Below are 4,960 nucleotides of genomic sequence, written 5' to 3' on the forward strand. Positions count from 1 at the left end.
CTCCGCCGTGGCCGCGACGTGCAGGTCCAGGCGGTCGGCCACGGCGCGCAGCCGGCCCGCGACGGTGCCCGCCATGCGGGCCGCCCGGCCCTTGCCGGACGCCGGACACACCAGCAGGGCCACCCGCGTTGAGGTCGACATGGTCGCGAAGCCTACAAAGGCGCCGGCTCAGGTCACGTCGTCGTACTTCGGGTGCGTCGGCGGTTCCGCCGCGGGCACCGGTTCCGGCTTCGCACCGCGCCGCCCCCGCCTCGGCTCGGCCGCGGGCCGCGGGTCCGGCTCGTCGATCGAGGACGGCGTGTACTCGAACGGCGCGGCCTCGTCGTCGGGCAGGGCGTCCCAGCCCTCGTCCTTGCGCTTGCGCGCGGCCCGCTTGTCGTGGACGCGGGCGATCTGGATGGCCAGCTCGAACAGGATCGTGAGCGCCACCGCGAGGGCGACCATCGAGATCGGGTCGGTGCCCGGCGTCGCGATCGCGGCGAAGATGAACAGGGCGAACGTGATGCCGCGCCGCCACCGCCGCAGCTTGTCGTAGGTGAGCACGCCGACCTGGTTGAGCATCACCACGATCAGCGGCAGCTCGAAGCTCACCCCGAAGATCAGCAGCAACGCCAGCACGAAGCTGATGTACTCGCCCGCGGTCAACGCGGTGATGAACTTCTCGTCACCGAAGCTGACCAGCACGGACAGGCCCTGCGGCACGACGTAGAACGCGAGCGTGGCGCCGGCGACGAACAGCACCGACGCGCACGCCACGAACACCACGGCGAACCGGCGCTCCTTGGCGTACAGGCCGGGCGCGATGAACCGCCACACCTGGTACAGCCACAGCGGCGCGGTGAGGGCCATGCCCGCGCCCGCGCCGACCTTCAACCGGATCATGAAGATCTCGAACGGCTGGGTCTGGAGCAGCTGGCACCCCTGGCCGCTCTGGGTCAGCCGCTGCTCCACCGGGATGCCGCAGTAGGGGGCGATCACGATGTCGCCGAGGCTCGGCAGGCCGAAGATCCGCCAGCTCCACCAGAACCACCCGAAGATCGCGCCCAGCGCGATGAACAGCAGCGCCAGCCCGAGTCGGTGCCGGAGGTCGTAGAGGTGATCCTTCAACGACATGGTGCCGTCGGGGTTGGCCCGACGGCTCGTGACCTTGCGGCGCTCCCGGCGCTGGGACCACCACCGGACCGGACTTGCCCCCACCGTGCGGACCGTCCTTCGACTCTCGTTGGTGCGCTGGCTCGTCAGTTGCTGTTCTGCTTGTTCTCGAGGTTCTGCGCGCTCTTCTCGATCGGCTGGGCCACCTGGGGCTGGACGACCTGGGGCTGGGCGACCGGCGGCTGCGCGGGCGGGAGCTGCTGCGGGGCGGGCGCGACGGGCGGCTGCTGCTGGGCGGTGGTGGCCGGGTTGGCCTGCGACTGGTCGTCCTCGTCGCGCAGACCCTTGGTCTCCGCCTTCAGGATCTTCGCCGAGCGGCCGATCGACCTGGCCATGTCCGGCAGCTTCTTCGCGCCGAACAGCAGGATGATCACCACGGCGATGATGATCAGCTCAGTAGCTCCGAGGGAACCCACGACTGTCCTCCTGTCTCCCCCGGTCCACCGATGGTACGCGGGGCTCGCCCTGGCGGGCCTGATCCGGACGCCGTTCGGCGACGGCCAGCGAGAGCGCGGCGAACCGCGCCTTCAGCAGACCGGCGCCGTCGCCGACCCTGTCCCCCACCAGAGTGCTTGCCGCGCGGAAGCGGCGCAAGGACCCGATGACTCGGACGGTGACCGCGACGAGCGCGACCAGCCCGAACAGGATCAACGCCAGGGTCGGGATGTACGGCACGGGACCCACGTTACTGGGCTCAGGTTGCCGGGAGGTGATCCGCCCGGCGCAATGCCGCCTCCGCCTGCCTGGCGACCTCCGCCACGAGGTCGGGAGGCTGCTCGACGTGCGCCTCACCGCCCAGCCCGAGCAGCAGGCGCACCATCCACGCGGTGTCGGCGTACCGCATGAGGACGCGGGCCCGGCCCTCCTCCAGCTCGACCAGCCCGTCCGTCGGGTAGTACTCGGCGACCCAGCGCGCGTCCGGTTCCAGCACCAGCACGGCCGTCCGCTGGGACGGGTCGGGCTTGAACAAACCCTCCGAGGTGTCGGTGGGCTCGGCGTGCGGCGGCGGGGCGGCGGGCTCGTCCAGCACGTCCACGGCGTCGATCCGGTCGAGCCGGAACAGCCGCACGCCATCCGCCGCCCGGCACCACGCCTCCAGGTAGCCGCGCCCCTCGACCAGCAGCATCCGCATCGGGTCGACGACACGGTCGGTGATCTCGTCCCGTGACGGCGTGTAGTAGCTGAGCCGCAGCGCGCGCCCGCGCCGGACACCGTCCGACACCGCGTCACGCACGCGTGCCGTCTCCGGGGCCTCCCGCACGGCCAGTCCGACGGCCACCCCGGCGGGCTGCGCCTGCCCCACGGCGGCCTCGATCTTGGCCACGGCCCGCTGGACGGCGGCCTGGTCGGCGACGCCGGGCGTCTCGGCCAGCGCGCGCAGCGCCACCAGCAGCGACGTCGCCTCCGCGGCGGTGAGCCGCAGGGGCCGGCTCATGCCCGCGTCGAACGTGACGGTGACCGTGTCGCCCTCGAACGACAGGTCGATCAGGTCGCCGGGGCCGTAGCCAGGCAGGCCGCACATCCACAGCAGTTCGAGGTCGCGGCGGATCTGCTTGGGCGTGACCTCGAAGTCCTCCGCGACCTCGTCGATCGGCACGCCGGGGCGGGCCAGCAGGTACGGCACCAGGGCGAGCAGCCGGGGCAGGCGGTCGGTGGCGGCGTTCACGCGCGCACCCCCGCACCGCGCAGCGCGCCGAGCAGCTTCTCCCGCACCGTCTTGGCCAGCACTTCCGGCTCCAGCACGACGACCGCCGGGCCGAACCCGGCGATCCAGGAGGCGGCCGAGTCGGGGAACCGCAGCTCGATCTCCAGCAGGTCGCCGGGCTCGCCGTCGAACTCCTGGCGGCCGAGCACCCGCGCCCGCCTGCGCACGCCCTGCGCGCGGCCCTCGGCGACCCACAGCTTCGCCGTGGCCGTCGTCTGGTCGACCGCGGGCTGGGTGCGGGCCACGAACGACAGCAGGTCGACGTCGTCGGGCCGGCGCACCGCGCCCGCCTTGCCGACCGCGCGGACGTCGCCGACGATCCGGGACAGCCGGAAGCAGCGCGGCGCGTTCCGGTCGCGGTCGTGGCCGACGAGGTACCACCGGCCGCGCCAGGCCACCACGCCCCACGGCTCGACGGTGCGCGTGCGGACCTCGACCGGCGACGGGCGGCGGTAGTCGAACTCGACCACGCGCCCCTCCTGCACGGCCGCGAGCAGCGGCGGGAACGCGGGTTCGCTGGTGCGGACCTTGGGTTCGACCGGCACGTGGACGTCCTGGTCGACGTCCACGCCCGCGGCGCGGAGCTTGATCAGCGCGCCGTGCGCGGCGCCGGTGAACTGGGGCGAGTCCCACAGCCGGGCGGCCAGCGCCACGGCGGCGGCCTCGTCCGGCTCCAGGTCGATGTCGCCCAGCTCGTAGTCCCGGCGGGCGATGCGGTAGCCGTCGATCGCGTCGAAGCCCGCGCTGCGGCCCGTCTCCAACGGCACGCCCAGGTCGCGCAGCTCGGTCTTGTCGCGTTCGAACATGCGGAAGAACGCCTCGTCCGTCGCGGCGTCGGAATAGCCGGGGACGATGGCGCGGATGCGCTCGGCGGTCAGGTACTGGCGGGTCGAGAGCAGGCACAGCACCAGGTTGACGAGCCGTTCGGCACGTGCGATGGCCACCAGGGAACCCTAACCCCGGACGAGACCCCCGTGACGCCATCCCCGCCGTCGGTCCGGGTGAATGGTCCATTCAGCCGATTGCCCGGAAGAACGCCAGCAGCTCGTCGGCCAGTTCGCGGGGCACCTCCTCGGCCAGGTGGTGCCCGGACGGCAGACCGCGTCCGCGCAGGTCGTCGGCCCAGTCGCGCCACACGCCGAGCACGTCGCCGTAGAGGGACGGCAGGTCGTCGTCCTCCGCCCACAGGACCAGCACGGGGCACCGGACGCGGCGGCCCGCGGCGAGGTCCGCGTCGTCGTGCGCGCGGTCGACGCCGAGGCCGGCGCGGTAGTCCTCGACCATGGCGTGGACGGTCGCCGGGTCGTGCATGGCGCGGAGGGTGTCGTCGTCCACGGGCCTGCGGTCGGTGTGGTACCAGGCGTCGGGGTCGGCGTTGATGACCCGTTCCGGCACGTCGGGCTGGGCCAGGAAGAACCAGTGCCACCAGCTCCGGGCGAACTCCGGGCCGCACCGGGCCAGCGCCGACCCGATCGGCACCACGTCCAGCGCGACGAGGTGCGTGACCAGGTCCGGGTGGTCCAGGGCGAGCCGGGTGGCGACGTACCCGCCGCGGTCGTGGCCGACCACGGCGAACCGCTCGTGGCCCAGCTCGCGCATGAGGGCGACGAGGTCCCGTGCCATCACCCGCTTGGAGTACGGCGTGTGGTCGGCCGTGGTCTCCGGCTTGCCCGAGCCGCCGTACCCGCGCAGGTCGGGGCACACGACGGTGTGGTCGGCCGCGAGCAGCGGGGCGACGTGCCGCCAGGTGGTGTGCGTGCGCGGGTGCCCGTGCAGCAGGAGCACGGGCGGCCCGGAACCGCCGTGGCTCACCCGCAGCTCCACGTCACCGGTGTCGATCCTCGTCAGGGTGAAGTCGGCCACCCGTTCCACCTACCCGGGCGGGTGGCCGATCAACCCCCTGTCACACCGCTCTCCGGCGCAACGCCTCGCGTCAGCCGCCCTCCGGCACGCCGCCGCGTCACCCGGCGCCCGGCACACCTTCTGGCCTCAGCCGGCACACCGCCGCGTCGCCGGCGCCCGGCACACCGTCAGGCGCCCTCCAGCAGGCCGCCGCGTCGCCCGTAGCAACGCTGCGGTGAATACGTTCCCGGGCCTTGTACA

At 73.2% G+C, this 4,960-nt stretch carries 6 protein-coding genes; all 6 read right to left on the reverse strand.

Annotated elements, in window-relative coordinates; translation table 11 throughout:
* Positions 1-168 precede the first annotated feature (168 nt).
* The 6 genes from tatC to ACFQ3T_RS34170 all read right to left on the reverse strand — a co-directional run bounded on the left by tatC (position 169) and on the right by ACFQ3T_RS34170 (position 4,720).
* The gene (tatC, locus tag ACFQ3T_RS34145) at positions 169-1,113 is read right to left on the reverse strand and encodes a twin-arginine translocase subunit TatC (RefSeq protein ID WP_380729873.1); all 945 of its coding nucleotides are present in this window, start codon (positions 1,111-1,113) and stop codon (positions 169-171) included.
* A 125-nt stretch (positions 1,114-1,238) separates the two neighbouring features.
* The gene (gene tatA, locus ACFQ3T_RS34150) at positions 1,239-1,568 is read right to left on the reverse strand and encodes a Sec-independent protein translocase subunit TatA (RefSeq protein ID WP_380729864.1); all 330 of its coding nucleotides are present in this window, start codon (positions 1,566-1,568) and stop codon (positions 1,239-1,241) included.
* On the reverse strand, positions 1,546-1,827 hold the full coding sequence (locus tag ACFQ3T_RS34155; protein WP_380729865.1) for a bacteriophage holin: 282 nt from the start codon (positions 1,825-1,827) through the stop codon (positions 1,546-1,548). The genes tatA and ACFQ3T_RS34155 overlap by 23 nt, the downstream gene beginning before the upstream one ends.
* Positions 1,828-1,846: 19 nt before the next feature.
* Positions 1,847-2,818 (reverse strand): helix-turn-helix transcriptional regulator, encoded by a 972-nt coding sequence (locus tag ACFQ3T_RS34160; protein ID WP_380729867.1) that lies wholly within the window; start codon positions 2,816-2,818, stop codon positions 1,847-1,849.
* Positions 2,815-3,801, reverse strand: coding sequence for a helix-turn-helix transcriptional regulator (locus ACFQ3T_RS34165; RefSeq protein ID WP_380729869.1), 987 nt, complete (start codon positions 3,799-3,801; stop codon positions 2,815-2,817). The genes ACFQ3T_RS34160 and ACFQ3T_RS34165 overlap by 4 nt, the downstream gene beginning before the upstream one ends.
* A 70-nt stretch (positions 3,802-3,871) precedes the next feature.
* The gene (locus ACFQ3T_RS34170; protein WP_380729871.1) at positions 3,872-4,720 is read right to left on the reverse strand and encodes an alpha/beta fold hydrolase; all 849 of its coding nucleotides are present in this window, start codon (positions 4,718-4,720) and stop codon (positions 3,872-3,874) included.
* Positions 4,721-4,960 lie beyond the last annotated feature (240 nt).

The sequence above is a fragment of the Saccharothrix hoggarensis genome (assembly GCF_042678885.1).
GTDB lineage: Bacteria > Actinomycetota > Actinomycetes > Mycobacteriales > Pseudonocardiaceae > Actinosynnema > Actinosynnema hoggarensis.

What these genes read in the sequence shown, in the direction of transcription:
- tatC (WP_380729873.1), bottom strand. Translation starts at nt 1,113, where the DNA reads ATGTCGTTGAAGGATCACCTCTACGACCTCCGGCACCGACTCGGGCTG.